This is a genomic window from Protaetiibacter intestinalis, from assembly GCF_003627075.1.
In the GTDB taxonomy this organism is placed as follows: Bacteria; Actinomycetota; Actinomycetes; order Actinomycetales; family Microbacteriaceae; genus Homoserinibacter; species Homoserinibacter intestinalis.
The window spans coordinates 202383-218595 of the sequence record NZ_CP032630.1 but is presented as its reverse complement, the minus strand read 5'-3'; the positions used below and the strand labels follow the sequence as shown (position 1 = coordinate 218595).

Sequence of the window (16213 nt, the reverse complement as noted above, 5' to 3'; positions counted from 1 at the left end):
TGTAGCGCAACGCTACATCGTTACCGCAGCCACGGCGACTGTGCGAGAACTGACCGGTGACCCGCACCACCCCCGCCCGGCCTCCGCTCCTCGAACGGATCCGGGCGACGCTCGCCGAGCCCGTGCTGCGCGCCCTCACCGTCGCGACGCTCATCAGCACGGTGGGACGCGGGATCACGCTGACCCTCGTCGTGCTGTACCTCACGATCATCGTGGGGCTGCCGGCGGACCAGGTGGCGCTCGTCTTCACGGTGGGCGCCGCGGTGTCGGTGCTGTTCTCCTACCTCGGCGGGCATCTCGCCGACCGGGTCTCCGCCCGGCGCCTGCTCATCGGCTGCGTCGTGCTCACGGGTCTCGCGCTCGCGAGCTTCGTGCTCGTGACGGAGCTCTGGCAGGCGATCCTCGCGGAGGTCGCGGCCTCGATCGGCATGTCCGCCAACGGGGCCGTGCGCGCCGCGATCATCGCGCACGCCTTCGTCGGGCAGGGCCGGGTGACGAGCCGCGCCGTGCTGCGCACCGTGACGAACATCGGCATCACGATCGGCAGCGGCGTCGCGGCGATCGCCCTCGCGCTCGGCACCCCCGAGGCGTACCGGGCGATCCTGCTCGTCGGCGGCACCGCCTACGCGCTGTGCGCGCTCGCGCTGCTGCGTCTGCCGGCGCGCGTCGACGGACCCGCCGAAGGGGAGGCGGATGCGGCGGAGCCTGCCCCCGTGGGCGCCGGCCGGTCGCCGTGGCGCGACCGCCGCTACCTGCTGTTCTCGGCGTTCGCCGCCGTCTTCGCGATCCAGTTCGCCGTGACGAACGTCGGCATCCCGCTCTGGCTCGTGCACGACACGGTCGCGCCCGAGTGGCTGCTGTCGATCATGCTCATCGCCAACACGGTGCTCGTGATCGCGCTGCAGGTGCCGCTCTCGCGCGGCACGCACGATCTGCGGCGCGCGGGCACGGTGACGGCCGTCTCGGGTGTGCTCATGGCGCTCGCCTGCGCCGCCTACGGCGGTGCGGGAGGTGCGGGGCTCGCGCTCGCCGTGGTGCTGCTGCTCGCCGGCACCGTGTTGCACGCCCTCGCCGAGATCCTCTCCCAGGCGGGGGCGTGGGGGCTCAGCTTCGAGCTCGCCGACCCGGCATCCGCGGGCGCCTACCAGGGCGTCTACGCGATGGGCTTCTCGCTCGCGGGGCTCGCGGCGCCCCTCGTGATCGCCGTCACCGCGCTCGAGCACGGTCTCGCGGGCTGGCTGCTGCTCGGCGCGATGTTCCTCGTCTCGGCGGTCGGCGTGACGGGGGTCGCCTACCGCTCCGCGGCGCAGCTCAGTTCTCGGCGCGACCCTGCCGCCAGTACCCCATGAACGCGACGGCGCGGCGGTCGATGCCGAGCTCCTTCACGAGGTGACGCCGGATCGCGGTGATGGTGCCCGCCTCGCCCGCGAGCCACGCGTACAGCGGTGCGCTCTTGAGCGCCGCCCCGCCGCGCGCGTTGCGCGGCACCTCCCAGAGCAGGCCCTCGTCGATGTCGACCTCCTCCGGTTCGGCACCCGGATGCGCCTCGAGGTGCTCCGCGGCGACGGCCGCGACCCGCTCGACGAGCGCCTCGCCGTGCGGACGCCCGCCGCGCGCGAGGGCGTGCACCGTGAACCCCGGATGCGCGGGCAGGTAGGCGGCATCCGCCTCCTCCGGGAGCTCCACGACGACGGTGCCGCGCGCATCCGCCGGCAGCTGCTCGAGGATGCGGGCGATCGCGGGCGCGGCCGTCTCGTCGCCCGCGAGGAGGTGGTGGTCGCTCCTCGCGGGCGGCACGAAGTCGATGCCGCCGTGGGGGCCGGGGTGCACGGCCCGCGGGCCGAGCACGAGCAGCTCGTCGCCGAGCGCCGCGTCGATCGCCCAGCGGGCGGCGGGGCCGTCGGGTCCGTGCAGCGCGAAGTCGACGAGCAGCCCCTCGCCCTCGAAGCCGCGGATCGTGTATGTGCGGAACGGCGGGCGCTGCTCGGCGGGCAGGGCGCGCCAGGCCGCGTACCACTCCGGGTCGGTCGGCATCGCGTCGATGCCCTGCGGGCTCGGCGGCACGACCTTGATGCGCTGGTCGAAGCCGGGGTCGGCGAGGCGCTCCTCGCCGACCGGCCGCAGCAGGAAGCGGCGGAAGGTGGGCGTCAGCTCGTCGATGCGCACCACCTCGACGCGGAAGAACCCCCACGGTTCGGTCACGGGGCGGGCGAGGGTTTCAGCGGACATGGTGCCTTCCGATGGGGACGATGAGCGGGGTCTCGGAGACCGGGTCGGGGATGACGTGGCTGCGGATGCCGAACACCTGCTCCACGAGCTCGGGTGTCAGCACGTCCGAGGGTGCGCCGTTCGCGACGATGCGTCCCTCGTGCATGGCGACGAGCTGGTCGGCGTAGCGGGCGGCGAGGTTCAGGTCGTGCAGCACCATGACGATCGTGGTGCCGCGGTCGCGGCCGAGCTCGGCGAGCAGGTCGAGCACCTCGATCTGGTGGGCGACGTCGAGGAAGGTCGTCGGCTCGTCGAGCAGCAGGATGTCGGTCTCCTGGGCGAGCGCGAGCGCGATCCACACCCGCTGCCGCTGGCCGCCCGAGAGCTCGTCGACGCTGCGGTCGGCCAGCTCGGTCGTGCCGGTCGCGGCGAGCGCGGCGGCGACGGCCTCGTAGTCGTGGGCGTTCCAGCGGGCGAGCAGGCGCTGGTGTGGATGCCGCCCGCGGCCCACGAGGTCGGCGACCGTGATGCCCTCGGGTGCGACGGGGCTCTGCGGCAGCAGCCCCAGCACGCGGGCGAGCTGCTTGGAGGGCCGCGCGGACAGCGGGGCATCGTCGAGCAGCACCTCGCCGCTCGCGGGGGAGAGCAGGCGGGCGAGGGCGCGCAGCAGCGTCGACTTGCCGCAGCCGTTCGCCCCGACGATCGCGGTGATGCGCCCGGGTGCGACGTCGAGGCTCAGCCGCTCGACGACCGTGCGGTCGCCGTAGGCGAGCGTGACCTCGCGCGCTTCGAGGCGGTGGTCGAGGGTCATAGCGTGCCTCCGCGGCGGCTCGTGCGGGCGAGCAGGTAGATGAGGAACGGCGCCCCGAGGGCGCCGGTGACGACGCCGACCGGGTAGCGGGCGTCGAAGGCGAACTGGCCGACCAGGTCGGCGACGAGCACGAGCAGCGCGCCCACGAGGCCAGCCGGCAGCAGCAGCGGGGCGCCGGGGCCGAGCAGGCGGCCCGCGATGGGGCCGGCCATGAAGGCGACGAAGGAGATGGGGCCGGCGGCCGCGGTCGCGAAGGCGAGCAGCGCGACGGCGCCCAGGATGAGCGCGAGCCGCACGAACTGCACGCGCACGCCGAGGGCGGCGGCCGAGTCGTCGCCGAGGCGCAGCGGCCCGAGCTCGCGCGAGAGCACGAACATGACGGGCACGAGCACGAGCGAGGCCCACGCGAGCGGGGCGATGCCGTCCCAGTCGGCGCCGTTGAGGCTGCCCGCGAGCCACTGCATCGCGGCGGGCATGTCCCATTCGGAGGCGCGCGAGAGCACCCACGACACGACGCTCTCGAGCATCGCCGCCACCCCGATGCCGATGAGGATGAGCCGCGCCCCCGAGAACCCGCGCCGGTAGGCGAGCAGGTACACGGCGAGGGCGGTGACGAGCGCGCCCGCGAGCGCGAGCACCGAGACGCCCGTGTCGCCGAGCGACAGCACGACGATGCCGACGACGGCCGCGGCGCTCGCGCCCCAGGTGATGCCGATGATGTCGGGGGAGGCGAGCGGGTTGCGCAGCATGGTCTGGAAGGTGACGCCCGCGACGCCGAACGCGAAGCCCGCGAGCACGCCGAGGCTCGCTCGCGGCAGGCGCAGCTCGCCGACCGTGAACGAGGCGCCGGGAACCTGCTGCCCGAGGATCACCCGGATGACGGCATCCGGTCCGTAGAAGGTGTTGCCGACCATGAGGGTCGTCGCGAACGCCGCGACGACGAGCGCGGCGAGCGCGACGGTGCGCCAGAGGCGGCGGCGACCGCGCGCGCGACGCCCGGCGACGACGGTCGCGAGGGCGTCGGGGGCGACCGGTGCGGGGCGGGCGGGGGATGCCGTGGCGGCGCTCACAGTTCACGCACCTTCCGGCGCCGGGCGAGCGCGATGAAGACGGGGGCGCCGATGAGCGCCGTGACGATGCCCACCTCGACCTCGTCGGGGCGCGCGATGACGCGGCCCACGACATCCGCCGCGGTCAGCAGCACGGCGCCCGTGACGGCCGTGAACGGCAGCAGCCAGCGATGGTCGGTGCCGACGACGAGCCGGCACAGGTGCGGCACGATGAGGCCGACGAAGCCGATGGGGCCCGCGATCGCGGTGGCCGCGCCGCACAGGATGAAGGCGCCGAGCGCCGAGATGAGGCGAGTGCGGCCGACGTGCTCGCCGAGGCCCGTGGCGACGTCGTCGCCGAGCGCGAGCGAGTTCATGCCGCGCGCCATGACGAGCACGAGCACGGCGCCGACCACGAGGGCGGGCAGCACGAGGAGGATGCGGTCCCAGACGGCGCCGCCGACGCCGCCGATCTGCCAGAACCGGAACGAGTTCATGACCTCGATGCGCGGCAGCAGGATCGCGCTCACGAGCGAGCCGAGCGCCGCGGTCGTCGCGGCGCCCGCGAGGGCGAGCTTGAGGGGTGTCGCGCCCTCCCGGCCGAGCGAGCCGATCGCGTAGACGAAGACGCCGGCGGCGGCCGAGCCGACGATCGCCACGACGAGCACGGCGACGGGGTTCGACAGCCCGAAGAACGCCATCCCGGTGACGACCGCGAGCGAGGCGCCCGCCGAGAGGCCGAGGATGCCGGGGTCGGCGAGCGGGTTGCGGGTGACGCCCTGCAGGGTGGTGCCCGAGAGCGCGAGGGCCGCGCCGACGAGGATCGCGAGCACGGTGCGCGGGATGCGCACGGCGACCGCGGCCGCGCCGATCGTGCTCGTGTCGCCGCCGAGCCCCGCGAGCACCTCGTCGAGCGAGACGACGCGCGTGCCGATCGCGAGCGAGAGCACCGAGGCGACGGCCAGCAGGGCGAGCGCGGCGAGGAACCAGGCGACGCGGACGACCGCCGGACGCCGCAGCGAGGCGGCGTCCGGCGGCGTCAGGGAGCCGAGTGCGGTCGTCACCCGGCCTGGGCGGCGAACAGGGCGAAGTAGTCGCCGATGGTGGCCCCGATCGAGAGCGGCGAGGGGTTGGCGGATGCGGCGAGCGGCGTCGCGTCCGGCAGGATCACGACGTGGCCCGCGGCGATCGCCGGGATCTTGGACAGCAGCGGGTCGGCCTGCATCTGGGCGACGATGTCGCTGCCCGGATCGCCGTAGGTCACGAAGATGTCGACGTCGGCGAAGCGGTCGGCCTCCTCGGCGCTCACGCTCGTGTAGAACGAGTCGGTGCCGGCCGACTCCTGCTCGACGACCTCCGGAACCGGCAGGCCGAGGTCCTTGAGGAAGCCGGGGCGGGTGTCGAGGGTCGTGTAGAAGCCGATCTGGCTGAAGTCGCTCGGGTCGATCCAGCTGAAGACGATCTTCTTGTCCTTGATGACCGCGTTCGCCTCGAGCGCCGCGTCGATCTCGCCGTGCAACTCGTCGATGAGGGCCTCCGCCTCATCGGAGAGGCCGAGCGCCTTCGCGTCGATGCGGATCATGTCCTCGAGCGAGGTGCCCCAGGCGACCTCGGGGTAGGCGACGACGGGCGCGATCTTCGAGAGGGTCTCGTACTCCTCCTCGGTGAGGCCCGAGTAGCCCGCGAGGATCACGTCGGGGTTCGTGTCGGCGATGGCCTCGTAGTCGAGACCGTCGTCCTCGTTGAAGAGCACCGGGGTCTCGGCGCCGAGCTCCTCGAGCTTGTCCTCCACCCACGGCAGCACGCCGTCGCCGTCGTCGTCGCCCCAGGTGACCTCGGGCATCCCGACGGGCACGACGCCGAGCGCGAGCGGCACCTCCTGGTTCGACCAGGCGACCGTCGCCACGCGCTCCGGCTTGCTCGCGATGGTGGTCTCGCCGAAGGCGTGCTGGATGGTGACCGGGAAGGCGTCGCCTCCGGATGCCGCGTCCAGCTGGGTCTCGGGGGAGGGGGTGCCGGCGCAGGCCGACAGCACGAGGGCTGCGGCGGCGACGACCGGAAGGGTGCGGAGGACGCGCACGAGGATCCTTTCGGTGGAGGGGGATGAGGTGAGGCTCACCTAAATCGGGAGCACTTAGGTAAGCCTAAACTCACCGGACCCCACCGTGTCAAACCCGCATCCGCGCCCGCGCGTGGCGCGTCAGGACAGCCCGCGGCGCTCCAGGAGCGGCTCGATGCGGGCGTCGCGCCCGCGGAAGTCGCGGAACGCCGCGAGCGGATCGCGGGTGCCCGCCGTCTGCAGCAGCCGGCGCCGGAAACGCTCGCCGTTCTCGCGGTTCAGGCCGCCGTTCTCGCGGAACCACTCCACCGTGTCGGCGTCGAGCACCTCGCTCCAGATGTACGAGTAGTAGCCCGCGTCGTAGCCGCCCGAGAACACGTGTGCGAAGTAGGTGGTGGCGTAGCGCGGGGGGATCGCGTCGTCGGCGAGCCCCGCGCGCGCGAGCGCCGCCGCCTCGAAGGAGGCGACATCCGTCACCGCGGCGGCCTCCTCGACGTCGAGGCCGTGCCAGGCCTGGTCGAGCAGCGCCGCCTGCAGGTACTCGCTCGTGCGGAAGCCCTGGCCGAAGCGCTCGGCGTCGCGCAGGCGCTGCGCGACGCCCGCGTCGAGCGCCTCGCCCGTCTCGTGGTGCCGCGCGTAGTTCGCGAGCACCTCGGGCCACATCGCCCACATCTCGTTGACCTGGCTCGGGAACTCCACGAAGTCGCGGAACACCCGGGTGCCCGCGAGGCTCGGGTAGCGCGCGTGCGCGAACAGGCCGTGCAGCGCGTGCCCGAACTCGTGGAACAGCGTCTCCACCTCGTCGAGGGTCAGCAGGGTCGGCTCGCCGGCCGCGGGCCGCGGCACGTTGAGGTTGTTGGTGACGATCGAGGGATGCCCGAGCAGCTCGTTGCGGGCCACGAGCGAGTTCATCCAGGCCCCGCCGCGCTTCGAGTCGCGCGTGTAGAGGTCGAGCAGGAACAGGCCCACGGCGCCGTCGTCGTCGCTCACCTCGAACACCCGCACCTCGTCGTTCCAGCCGCGCAGGTCCGTGCGCTCGAAGAAGCTCAGGCCGAAGAGCCGCGAGGCGGCGAAGAACACGCCGTCCTGCAGCACGCGCTCGGCCTCGAACCAGGGGCGCAGCGCCGCGGTGTCGAGGTCGTAGCGCTCCCGGCGCACGGCGGAGGCCGCGAAGGCCCAGTCGGAGGCGGTGATCGAGGAGCCCGTCACCTCGGCGAGCTCGGCGCGTTCGGCGTCCGCATTGCGGGCGGCGGGCGGCGCGAGCCGGGTGAGCAGCGCGGCGACGGCCGCGGGGGAGCCGGCGGTCTCATCCGCCGTCACGACGGAGGCGTGGTCGCGGAAGCCGAGCAGTCGGGCGCGCTCGGCCCGGGCCCGCACGAGCTCGAGCACGAGGTCCGTGTTGTCGTGGTCGCCGCCGCGGATGCCGCGCGCCCGCGAGGCGGCCATGATGCGCGCCCGGGTGGTGGGGTTCTCGAGCGTGCCGAGCCACGGGTGGCCGGTCGGCAGCACGAGGGTGACGAGCCAGCCGTCGAGGCCGCGCGAGGCGGCCGCCTCGTGGGCCGCCGACAGCTCGCCCGGCGCGAGGCCCGCGAGCTCCGACTCGTCGGTGAGGTGCACCGCGAGCTCGTTCGTGTCGTCGAGCAGGTGCTTCTCGAAGCGCGTCGTGAGCGTCGAGATGCGCTGGTTCAGCTCGCGCAGGCGCTCCTTGTCGGCATCCCCCAGGGCCGCGCCCGCGAGCACCATCTCGGTGTGCCGGCGGTGCACGAGGTAGCGCTGTTCGTCGTCGAGGCGTTCCGCGTCCTCCTGGGCGGCGCGGTGGATGGCGTCGATGCGCGCGAAGAGGGCGGCATCCAGCACGATCGCGTCGTGGTGGGCGGCGAGCCGCGGGGCGAGCTCCTCCTCGAGCTCCTGGATGTACTCGGTCGTGTCGGCCGAGCTGAGCGTGTAGAACACGGTCGCCACGCGGTCGAGGATCGCGCCCGAGCGCTCGAGGGGCACGATCGTGTTCTCGAAGTCGGGCGGCGCCGCATCGGCCGTGATCGCCGCGACCTCGACGAGCTGATCCGCCATCCCGCGGTCGAAGGCCTCGCGGTAGTGCTCGTCGCGCACGGCCGCGAAATCGGGAAGCAGGTAGGGCAGCGCGCTGTCCGCGAAGAACGGATTGGTCATCCATCCAGCCTAGGGAGATCCCGCTAGATTGGCGCGATGACCACCCCCGACGAGCGCTACACCCACGGCCACCACGAGACCGTGCTGCGCTCCCACATCTGGCGCACCGCCCACAACTCGGCCGCCTACCTGCTGCCGGAGCTGCGACCCGGGATGTCGCTTCTCGACGTCGGTGCCGGCCCCGGCACCATCACGGTCGACCTCGCCGAGCTCGTCGCGCCGGGGCGCGTCGTCGGCGTCGACGCCTCCGAGGAGGTCGTCGCGCAGGCGCGCGCCCACGCCGCCGAGCGCGGCGTGACGAACGTCGAGTTCCACGTCGCCGACGCCTACGCGCTGCCCTACGCCGACGGAGAGTTCGACGTCGTGCACGCCCACCAGGTGCTGCAGCACCTCGGGCGCCCCGTCGAGGCGCTCGTCGAGTTCCGCCGGGTGGTCGCCGACGGCGGCGTCGTCGCGGTGCGCGAGTGCGACTACGCGGGCGTCGTGCTGCACCCGCAGACCCTCGGCCTCGACGCCTGGGCGACCCTCTACCAGCGCGTGCACCGCAGCAACGGGGGCGAGCCGGATGCCGGCCGCCGGCTCAAGCAGTGGGCGCACGAGGCGGGCTTCACCGCGGTCGCCTCCACGGCATCCGTCTGGTGCTTCTCGGACGAGGAGGAGCGCAGCTGGTGGGGCGGCATGTGGCGCGACCGCGTGCTCGCCTCGGCGTTCGCGGGCGACGCGCTCGGCAAGGAGCTCGCGACGCGCGCCGACCTCGAGGCGATCAGCTCGGCCTGGGCGCACTGGGCCGAGGACCCCGACGGCTGGATGGTGTTCCCGCACGGCGAGATCCTCGCCCGGAAGTAGCGCGCGAGCTGTCACACGCCGGCCGCGGCCGGTGTCTGCATGTCGAAGGAAACCATCCGACGACAGGAGCACGACATGTCCACCGACACCCGCATCCCCCCGACCGAGGTCACCGGCCTGTACGGCGCGCTCGTGAAGTTCGCCGCGCGCCGGATGGTGGGCAGGGTCCCCGACTCGGTCGGGGTGCTCTGGCACCACCGGCCGATCATGAAGGACGCGATGGGCTTCGGCGGCAAGGTCGAGCGCTGGAACGAGCTCGACCCCGACCTCGCGTCCTACGCGACGATGGCGGCGGCGGCGTTCATCGGGTGCAGCTTCTGCCTCGACTTCAACTACTACCTGGCCCACAACCACGGTCTCGACGAGGCGAAGGTGCGCGAGGTGCCGGTCTGGCGCGAGTCGCAGGTCTTCAGCCCGCTCGAACGGCGGGTCATGGAGTACGCGGAGGCCGCCAGCCAGACGCCGCCCGCGGTCACCGACGAGCTGTCGGATGCCCTGCTCGCGGAGCTCGGACCCGCGGCGCTCGTCGAGCTGGCGGCGCGCGTCGGGTTCATCAACATGTCCTCGCGCATGAACGTCGCCCTCGGCATCCGCTCGGAGGGGTTCGCCGACGCCTGCGAGCTGCCGCCGCTCGCCCTCCGGGGCGCCGCGCAGGGTGCGGCGTAGGCTCGCGCTCATGTCCGACGACGACGGCGACGACCCGTTCATCGTGCACCGCCGGCTGCTCTTCACGGTCGCCTACGAGATGCTCGGCTCCGCGGCCGACGCCGAGGACGTGCTGCAGGAGTCGTGGCTGCGGTGGGCGACCGTGGACCGCGCCGAGATCCGCGAGCCGCGCGCCTACCTCGTGCGCATCGTCACGCGGCAGGCGCTCAACCAGCTGCGCACCCTCTCGCGCCGCCGGGAGGACTACGTGGGGGAGTGGCTTCCCGAGCCGCTCCTCACCTCCCGCGACGTCGCCGACGACGTCGAGTTCGCCGAGAACGTGTCGATCGCGATGCTCACCGTGCTCGAGACCCTCGGGCCCGCCGAGCGGGCCGTCTTCGTGCTCCGCGAGGTGTTCGACCTGTCGTACGAGGAGATCGCGGATGCGGTCGGCAAGTCGTCGGCGGCCGTGCGTCAGATCGCGCACCGGGCGAAGGAGCACGTCGCCGCCCGCCGTCCGCGGATGAGCGTGGACCGGACGGAGCAGGAGGAGGTGATGGGGCGGCTCGTCGTCGCCCTCAACACGGGCGACCTGCAGGGGCTCATGGACGTGCTCGCGCCCGACGTCGTCTCGGTGGCGGACGGCGGCGGCAAGGTGCGGGGCGCGGCGCGGCGGCCGGTCATCGGCGCCGATCGGCTCGCGCGGCTGCTCGTCGGCGGCATGGCGAAGGCGGGGGGCCTCGTGGTGGCGACGGCCGCCTGGGTCAACGGCCAGCCGGCCCTCCGGCTGGAGCTCGACGGGCGGCTCGTGGGCGTCGCGAGCCTCACGATCGCGGGCGGGCGCGTCGCCATGGTGCACTCGATCGCCAACCCCGACAAGCTCGGCAACCTCGACGCGGAGGCGGAGCTCGCCTCGCGCTAGTCGAGCCGGTCGCGGAGCACGGCCCCGTCCGCGGTGAGCCGCAGCCGGGTGCCGTCGTCGAGCTCGGCGATCGGGCGCCCCTCGAGCCAGGTGAGCGTCCAGCGCCACTGGGCCGTGTCGAGCCCGGCCACCTCCGCCTCGACCTCGCGGATCGCGGCGACCATCGCATCCGGAACCCGCGGCGGCACCTCGCCGCCGACCGCCCACCGCGTGCCGAGCTGCATCAGCGGCGCACCTCGTAGGTGACCCAGCGGGTGCGGGTGGCGACCCTGTCGTAGAGCGCCTGCGCGGTCTCGTTGGTGTCGGCGGTGATCCAGCGCAGCGACCCGCCGGTGCCCTCCGTCTTCGCGGCGATCGCCTCGATGAGGGCGCGCCCGGCACCCGTACCGCGCACCTCGGGCGTCACGAACAGGTCGTCGAGATACCAGTCGCGCCCGCCCGAGAAGGTGTCGGGGTGCGAGCGGTAGTGGGCGAAGCCGACGACCGCGCCGTCCCGCTCGGCGACGAGCGCGTCGATGCCGGAGCCTGGCTCGAGCAGCAGCGCCCCCACGCGGTCGAGCAGCTCCTCGGAGAACTCCGTCTCGTAGAAGACGCCGTAGGCGCGGAACAGCTCGCGCCAGACCGGCAGGTCGCCGGCGCGCAGCTCGCGCACGGTCACGGTCACTCCGCGGCCTCAGCGAGCACGACATCCGTCACGGCGACCTCGTCGGCCGTCACGAGGTCGAGACGCTCGATGCGGCCCACCGCGCGCAGGTCGTCGGCGGCCTCGGCGAGCAGCGCCGGGCCGGCGAGCGTCGCCGAGCGCACCTCGGTCTTCTGCGAGGCCTTGGCATCCGTCTTCGCGCGGCGGATGCCGATGAGCGCCGCCGAGACCGCCGGCAGCAGCCCGCGGGGCTCGCCGTGCGCACCGAGCTCGAGGGTCGACGGCCACGCGGCGGTGTGCACCGAGCCCTCGTGGGTCCAGCGCCACACCTCCTCGGTCGCGAAGGGGATGACGGGGGCGAGCAGCCGCAGCATGACGTCGATCGCGGTGCGCAGCGCCGCCACGGCGGAGGCCTGCGCGGCGCCCTCGCCCGTGTAGGCGCGCTCCTTGACGAGCTCGAGGTAGTCGTCGCAGAAGGTCCAGAAGAACTGCTCCGTCACCTCGAGGGCGCGCGCGTGGTCGAAGGCCTCGTAGGCACGGGTCGCCTCCTCGACGACGCGGCCGAGCTCGGCGAGCAGCTCGACGTCGAGCGGCTCGGTGACGGTCGCCCCGCCCCCCGCTGGTTGAGTAGCCGGCGCGGCCGGCGTATCGAAACCACTCGGGAACCCGTACACGAACTTCGCGGCGTTCAGCACCTTGATCGCGAGCCGGCGACCGATCTTGATTGTCTTCGGGTTCTGCGGGTCGAAGGCCGCGTCCGTGCCGAGCTTCGACGACGCCGCCCAGTAGCGCACCGCATCCGAGCCGTGCTCGTCGAGCAGGCCCTGCGGGGTCACCACGTTGCCCTTCGATTTCGACATCTTCTTGCGGTCGGGGTCGACGATGAAGCCCGAGATGCCGGCGTGCCGCCACGGCGTCTCACCGTGCTCGAGGCGGGCGCGCAGCACGGTCGAGAACAGCCAGGTGCGGATGATGTCCTGGCCCTGCGAGCGGAGCGCATACGGGAACACGAGCTCGAAGAGCTCCGGGTCGTCGACCCAGCCGCCCGCGATCTGCGGGGTGAGGCTCGAGGTGGCCCAGGTGTCCATGATGTCGAGCTCGCCGACGAAGCCGCCGGGCACGCCGCGCTGCGACTCGTCGTAGCCGGGGGCGGCATCCGAGGAGGGGTCGACGGGCAGGGATGCCTCGTCGGGCACGATCGGCTGCTCGCGCAGCGCCTCGCCGTGCTCGTCGAGCGGGTACCAGACGGGGATCGGCACGCCGAAGAAGCGCTGACGCGAGATGAGCCAGTCGCCGGTCAGGCCGCCCACCCAGTTCTCGTAGCGCACGCGCATGAAGTCGGGGTGGAACTGCAGCTCCCGGCCCGCCGCGAGCAGCTCCTCGCGCAGCGCCTCGTCGCGCGCGCCGTTGGCGATGTACCACTGACGGGTCGAGACGATCTCGAGCGGCTTGTCGCCCTTCTCGAAGAACTTCACGGGGTGGGTGATCTTGCGGGGCTCGCCGATCAGGTCGCCCGACTCGGCGAGCAGCTCGACGATGCGGGCCTTCGCGCTGAACACGGTCTTGCCGGCGAGCTCGGCGTAGGCGGCGCGGCCGGCCTCCGTGAAGAGCTCCTCGGCGGGGGACTGGGCGAGGATGCGGCCGTCGAAGCCGATGATGGCGCGGTTCGGCAGGTCGAGCTCGCGCCACCACACCACGTCGGTCACGTCGCCGAAGGTGCAGATCATGGCGATGCCGGACCCCTTGTCCTTCTGGGCGAGGTGGTGTGCGAGCACGGGCACCTCGACGCCGAAGATCGGGGTGGTGACGGTCGTGCCGAAGAGGCCCTGGTAGCGCTCGTCGTCCGGATGCGCCACGAGCGCCACACAGGCGGGCAGCAGTTCGGGGCGGGTCGTCTCGATCTCGATCGTGCCGCCGCCCGGCTGGTGGAAGCTCACCCGGTGGTAGGCGGCGGGCTGCTCCTTGTCCTCCAGCTCGGCCTGGGCGACCGCGGTGCGGAAGGTCACATCCCACAGGGTGGGGGCATCCGCCTGGTAGGCCTCGCCGCGGGCCAGGTTGCGCAGGAAGGCGCGCTGCGCGACCCGCTGCGACTCCGCGCCGATCGTGCGGTAGGTGAGCGACCAGTCGACCGAGAGGCCGAGGGTGCGCCACAGCTCCTCGAACTGCACCTCGTCCTCGGCGGTGAGCTTCTCGCAGAGCTCCACGAAGTTGCGGCGCGAGATGGGCTGCTGGTCGGCGGCCTTGCCGGAGCTGTTCTCGCCGCCGGTCTGCGGGGGCACGAAATCGTGCACGTAGGGCAGGGTCGGGTCGCAGCGCACGCCGTAGTAGTTCTGCACGCGGCGCTCGGTGGGCAGGCCGTTGTCGTCCCAACCCATCGGGAAGAAGAGGTGCTTGCCGCGCATGCGCTGGTAGCGGGCCATGAGGTCCATGTGCGTGTAGCTGAACACGTGACCGATGTGCAGGCTGCCGGATGCGGTGGGCGGCGGGGTGTCGACGCTGAAGACGGCGTCCTTGCCGGCGGCGAGCGCGGCATCCCGGTCGAACCGGAAGGTGCCCTCCCGCTCCCACACCTCTCGGTAGGTGGCCTCGAGCCCTTCGAGGGCGGGCTTCTCGGGGATGGCGACACTCATCGAGGTACTCCGGTTCGCTATGTGCGGCACCGCGTCCAGGGGTGCCTGAGTGTGGGTTGCCCCGATTCTACCGGTCAGCTCTCGCGGATGATGATCGTCTCCGACTGGGTGCTGCCGTCGGCGCGCAGCACGGTGATGGTGTAGCGCTGCTGGGCGCCGGGCTGCCCGCACTGGTAGTCGATGTCGGTCGTGTAGTTGAGCGGGAACTCGCCGTACGGGTCGCTGCGCGCGTCGTCGGTGCCGATGCCGAACCACAGGGTCTCGCCGGTCGTCGCCCAGCTGAAGGTGACGGGCACGGGGTCGCCGCCGGATGCCGTGCAGTCGACGGTGGCGCTCGAGGAGGTGAAGCTCGTGATGACGTCCTCCGGCTCGGGCGGCGGCGGCGGGGGCGCCTCCGTCTCGGTGGGCGTGGGCGTCGGGGTGGGGGATTCGGTCTCGGTCGGCGTGGGGGTCGGCGTGGGGGAGGGGGTGGGCGTGTCGGTGGGGGCCGGCGTCGCGCCGCGCCCGCCGAGCGCGATCCACAGCAGCAGCCCGACGATCGTGAGCAGCAGCACGCCGCCGATCACGGCGAGGGTGATGATGAGGCCCTTCTGGCTCTTCTGCGGCTCCGGCCCACCGGTCGCCGTCGGGGCGGGCGCCGTCGCGCCGGTCTCGGGCGGCAGGCTCGCCGCGGGCGTGAAGCGCTCGGTGGGGAGGTCGGAGCCGCCGCCGGGTGGAGGGAAGCCCTCGGGGTAGCGCTGCGTGGGGGTGTCGTCGCTCACACCCGTGAGAGTACGGACTTTTGGGGTGATCGGGCCAGGAATCGACCCAAAAGTGCGTACTTTCGCGGAGTTAGTTGTGATAGTAGAACTAGAACAATAGGATGTGGGTGTGCTCATCCGCGTCGACCCCGCCTCCGGTGTCGCGATCTACGACCAGATCGCGGCATCCGTGCGCTCCGACGCGAGCCGCGGCGTGCTGCACCCCGGCGACCGACTGCCCGCGGCCCGCGAGCTCGCCGACGCGCTCGACGTCAACATCCACACCGTGCTGCGCGCCTACCAGCAGCTGCGCGACGAGGGGCTCGTCGACCTCCGTCGCGGCCGCGGCGCCGTGCTCACCGACGCCGCCACCCGCGGGGGAGCGCTCGCGGATGCCGTGCGCGAGCTCGTCGCCGCCGCGCGTCGCGAAGGCGTCGCGCTCCCGACCCTCGTCTCCCTGATCCGTGAGGAGTACCCCGCATGACGACCGCCGCCCCCACCCGTACCCGCCAACCGCTCGCGGTCTGGATGGTGGCCGTCGTGCTGCCGCTCATCGTCTCGGCCGCCTTCGTGGCCGTGCAGTTCGCCTGGCTGCCCTCGCTGCCCGACCCGATCGCCGTCCACTGGGGTGCCGACGGGCCGGACGGCTTCGGCCCCGCCTGGTCGACGATCGCGCTCACCGCGGGCCTGGCGCTCGGCCTCACGGCCATGTTCGCGGCCTTCCTCGCGCTCGGCCGCGGACCCGCGCCCACCGCGACCCACAAGCTGCTCGCGGTGCTGTCGCTGTCCGTCGCGGTCTTCATCGGCATCGCCGTGACCGCCTCGCTCGGCGTGCAGCGCGGCCTCGACGACGCCCGCGACGCGCCGCAGCTCGGCGGCTGGCTCGGCGTCGCACTCGGCGGTGCGCTGCTCGTCGCGGTCGCCGCCTGGTTCGCGCTGCCGAAGGCGGTGCGCCGGGATGCCGACGCCACGCCCGCGGAGCCGCTGCCGCTCGTGCCGGGCGAGCGCAGCGTCTGGATCGCGACGACCCGGCTCTCGACCGGTGCGACCGTCACGATCGCGGCCGCGATCGGCTTCACGATCGCCGTGACGGTCTTCGCGATCGTGCTCTCCGACGGTCTCGTCTGGCCGCTCGTCGCCGTGCCCGTGCTGCTCCTCGCGATGTGCGCGATCGGCACGGTGTGGCGCGCGCGTGTCGACGCCGGCGGGCTCACGGTGCGGTCGGCGCCGTTCGGCTGGCCGCGCGTCCGCATCCCGGTCGACGAGGTCGCCGCCGTCACGACGGGACACGTCGAGCCGCTCTCCGACTTCGGCGGATGGGGCTGGCGCTGGGCGCCCGGCGGCGGCTTCGGCGTGGTCTCGCGATCCGGCGAGGCGATCCAGGTCACCCGGCGCGACGGCCGGCGGTTCGTCGTGACCGTCGACGACGCCGAGACCGGGGCCGCCCTGCTCGCGGCGTACGCCGGCATCGCGCGCTAGAATCGCCGTACA

Annotated in this window: 16 protein-coding genes; 6 read left to right on the top strand and 10 right to left on the bottom strand. The window is 73.1% G+C overall.

Annotated features, from left to right (window positions below; translation table 11 throughout):
* Nucleotides 1–56: 56 nt before the first annotated feature.
* The gene (locus D7I47_RS01070) at nt 57–1349 is read left to right on the top strand and encodes an MFS transporter (RefSeq protein ID WP_120761334.1); all 1293 of its coding nucleotides are present in this window, start codon (nt 57–59) and stop codon (nt 1347–1349) included.
* Here D7I47_RS01070 and D7I47_RS01065 read toward each other — a convergent pair.
* The 6 genes from D7I47_RS01065 to D7I47_RS01040 form a co-directional block, all read right to left on the bottom strand.
* Nucleotides 1312–2229, bottom strand: a complete 918-nt coding sequence (locus D7I47_RS01065; RefSeq protein ID WP_120761333.1) for a siderophore-interacting protein — start codon at nt 2227–2229, stop codon at nt 1312–1314. The two genes, D7I47_RS01070 and D7I47_RS01065, sit on opposite strands and share 38 nt — an antisense overlap.
* A complete protein-coding gene (locus tag D7I47_RS01060) occupies nt 2219–3019 on the bottom strand; it encodes an ABC transporter ATP-binding protein (RefSeq protein WP_120761332.1) in 801 nt (266 codons plus the stop codon). Before D7I47_RS01060 ends, D7I47_RS01065 begins: the two co-directional genes overlap by 11 nt.
* Nucleotides 3016–4089: a FecCD family ABC transporter permease gene (locus tag D7I47_RS01055; protein ID WP_120761331.1), complete on the bottom strand. Its 1074-nt coding sequence runs from the start codon at nt 4087–4089 to the stop codon at nt 3016–3018. Before D7I47_RS01055 ends, D7I47_RS01060 begins: the two co-directional genes overlap by 4 nt.
* Entirely contained in the window at nt 4086–5132 is a 1047-nt protein-coding gene (locus D7I47_RS01050; RefSeq protein WP_120761330.1) for a FecCD family ABC transporter permease, read from the bottom strand. The genes D7I47_RS01055 and D7I47_RS01050 overlap by 4 nt, the downstream gene beginning before the upstream one ends.
* On the bottom strand, nt 5129–6148 hold the full coding sequence (locus tag D7I47_RS01045; RefSeq protein ID WP_120761329.1) for an iron-siderophore ABC transporter substrate-binding protein: 1020 nt from the start codon (nt 6146–6148) through the stop codon (nt 5129–5131). Before D7I47_RS01045 ends, D7I47_RS01050 begins: the two co-directional genes overlap by 4 nt.
* Nucleotides 6149–6268: 120 nt before the next feature.
* The gene (locus tag D7I47_RS01040; RefSeq protein ID WP_120761328.1) at nt 6269–8296 is read right to left on the bottom strand and encodes a M3 family metallopeptidase; all 2028 of its coding nucleotides are present in this window, start codon (nt 8294–8296) and stop codon (nt 6269–6271) included.
* A 36-nt stretch (nt 8297–8332) separates the two neighbouring features.
* On the opposite strand from D7I47_RS01040, the gene D7I47_RS01035 reads away from it, so the two are divergent.
* From D7I47_RS01035 to D7I47_RS01025, 3 genes are all read left to right on the top strand, one after another.
* Nucleotides 8333–9142, top strand: coding sequence for a class I SAM-dependent methyltransferase (locus tag D7I47_RS01035; RefSeq protein ID WP_120761327.1), 810 nt, complete (start codon nt 8333–8335; stop codon nt 9140–9142).
* A 75-nt stretch (nt 9143–9217) separates the two neighbouring features.
* Entirely contained in the window at nt 9218–9808 is a 591-nt protein-coding gene (locus D7I47_RS01030; RefSeq protein ID WP_120761326.1) for a carboxymuconolactone decarboxylase family protein, read from the top strand.
* A gap of 10 nt (nt 9809–9818) precedes the next feature.
* Nucleotides 9819–10709: an RNA polymerase sigma-70 factor gene (locus D7I47_RS01025; protein ID WP_120761325.1), complete on the top strand. Its 891-nt coding sequence runs from the start codon at nt 9819–9821 to the stop codon at nt 10707–10709.
* On the opposite strand, the gene D7I47_RS01020 is transcribed toward D7I47_RS01025, so the two are convergent.
* The 4 genes from D7I47_RS01020 to D7I47_RS14660 all read right to left on the bottom strand — a co-directional run bounded on the left by D7I47_RS01020 (nt 10706) and on the right by D7I47_RS14660 (nt 14743).
* On the bottom strand, nt 10706–10933 hold the full coding sequence (locus D7I47_RS01020; protein WP_120761324.1) for a hypothetical protein: 228 nt from the start codon (nt 10931–10933) through the stop codon (nt 10706–10708). The genes D7I47_RS01025 and D7I47_RS01020 overlap by 4 nt on opposite strands.
* A complete protein-coding gene (locus D7I47_RS01015) occupies nt 10933–11367 on the bottom strand; it encodes a GNAT family N-acetyltransferase (RefSeq protein ID WP_170154351.1) in 435 nt (144 codons plus the stop codon). The genes D7I47_RS01020 and D7I47_RS01015 overlap by 1 nt, the downstream gene beginning before the upstream one ends.
* A gap of 2 nt (nt 11368–11369) precedes the next feature.
* On the bottom strand, nt 11370–13982 hold the full coding sequence (gene valS / locus D7I47_RS01010; RefSeq protein ID WP_120761322.1) for a valine--tRNA ligase: 2613 nt from the start codon (nt 13980–13982) through the stop codon (nt 11370–11372).
* 74 nt (nt 13983–14056) lie between these two features.
* Nucleotides 14057–14743 carry a hypothetical protein gene (locus tag D7I47_RS14660; RefSeq protein WP_157981551.1) on the bottom strand — a complete coding sequence of 229 codons (687 nt, stop codon included), beginning with the start codon at nt 14741–14743 and terminating at the stop codon, nt 14057–14059.
* A 109-nt stretch (nt 14744–14852) separates the two neighbouring features.
* Between D7I47_RS14660 and D7I47_RS00995 the strand changes: the two genes are divergently transcribed.
* Both D7I47_RS00995 and D7I47_RS00990 read left to right on the top strand, forming a co-directional pair.
* On the top strand, nt 14853–15206 hold the full coding sequence (locus tag D7I47_RS00995) for a GntR family transcriptional regulator (protein WP_120761319.1): 354 nt from the start codon (nt 14853–14855) through the stop codon (nt 15204–15206).
* Nucleotides 15203–16201, top strand: coding sequence for a DUF1648 domain-containing protein (locus tag D7I47_RS00990; protein WP_120761318.1), 999 nt, complete (start codon nt 15203–15205; stop codon nt 16199–16201). Before D7I47_RS00995 ends, D7I47_RS00990 begins: the two co-directional genes overlap by 4 nt.
* Nucleotides 16202–16213 lie beyond the last annotated feature (12 nt).